The organism is Streptomyces sp. NPDC060031 (genome assembly GCF_042736805.1).
Classification (GTDB): Bacteria; Actinomycetota; Actinomycetes; order Streptomycetales; family Streptomycetaceae; genus Streptomyces.
Map to the genome: position 1 here is coordinate 1 of NZ_JBHWVM010000214.1, position 1,310 is coordinate 1,310.

Annotated in this window: 1 protein-coding gene; it reads left to right on the forward strand. The window is 68.5% G+C overall.

What is annotated here, in order from left to right; genetic code table 11:
• The first annotated feature begins 219 nt into the window (after positions 1-219).
• Positions 220-1,278, forward strand: a complete 1,059-nt coding sequence (locus ACFWB8_RS37105) for an ISAs1 family transposase (RefSeq protein ID WP_385237744.1) — start codon at positions 220-222, stop codon at positions 1,276-1,278.
• Positions 1,279-1,310 lie beyond the last annotated feature (32 nt).

Below are 1,310 nucleotides of genomic sequence, written 5' to 3' on the forward strand. Positions count from 1 at the left end.
CAGGGGCGTTTCAAAGTCCTGATGATCGCGTGAGTTCGCAGGTCAGGTAGTCGGGCCGCCCGTCACGTACGCAACGAAGCTCCGGTTGAACGGGGTGACCTTCCCAAGTCGCCCTGAACCACCGGAGCTTCGATGTGTCGTAAGTCTGCCACCGTCTGTTTCGTCAAGTCGCCTGTTCTGGAGGGTGTTGCGGGGCTCTCGTTGGTGGAGCGGTTGCAGATGCTGCCCGATCCACGGCGGCGGCGCGGGGTGCGTCACCCGTTCGTGGCAGTGCTGCTGGTTGCCGCCTCGGCGGTGATCGCCGGCGCTCGCTCGTATGCGGCGATCGGCCAGTGGTCCGCGAGTGCTCCGCAGCACGCCCTGGCCCGGCTCGGCGCGCGTGTGACGGGCACGCTCGGGGTGCGCGTCGCCCCGAGCCCCGCCACGATCCGACGGGTCATCGCCCTGGTCTGCCCCGGCGGCCTGGCCGACCTGACCGGCGCCAGTCCCAGTGGCGCGGACTCGGTCGCCGTGGACGGCAAGGCCGCCCGCGGCTCCCGGCACGGCCAGACTCCCGCCGCCCACCTCCTGGCCGCGATGACCGGCGACGGCCAGACCGTCACCCAGCTGCGGGTTCCGGATAAGACCAACGAAATCACCTGCTTCGCAGCCCTGCTGGGGCCCTACGACCTGAGCGGTGTCACCGTCACGGCCGATGCCCTGCACACCCAGCGCGACCATGCGCGCTTCCTGGTGGAAGAGAAGAACGCGCACTACCTGCTGGTGGTCAAGGCCAACCAGCCCGGACTGCACCGCAGGCTCCGCTCGCTGCCGTGGAAGGACGTCACCGCACGCCGCTACGACCGCGAGGTGAGCCATGGCCGCAAGGAAACCCGTGTGACCAGGGCCCTCACCGTCACAGGCCTGGACTTCCCCCATGCCGTCCAGGCCGTGCGCGTCCTGCGTCACCGCACCGACCTCAAGACCGGCACGGTCAGCCGCCAGACCGTCTACGCGATCACTGACCTGACCTCACAGCAAGCCTCGCCCCAGCGGCTCGGTCGGCTCGCCAGGTCCCAGTGGACCATCGAGAACCGGCTCCACTTCGTCCGGGACACCACCTTCGGCGAGGACGCCTCGAAGATCCGTACCGGCCGCGGTCCCGAGAACATGGCAACCCTGCGCAACCTGGCGATCAACACGCTCCGGCAACAAGGACACCGCAACATCGCCGCCGGCCTCCGCCACGTCTCCTACGACCCCTTCAACCGACCACTGGACCTGCTGAACATCCCCTGACCAGCCGGTCTACATAAGCACCGCGACTTTGA

Coding starts and splice junctions, on each gene's coding strand:
- ACFWB8_RS37105 (WP_385237744.1), top strand. CDS start 220: ATGCTGCCCGATCCACGGCGGCGGCGCGGGGTGCGTCACCCGTTCGTG.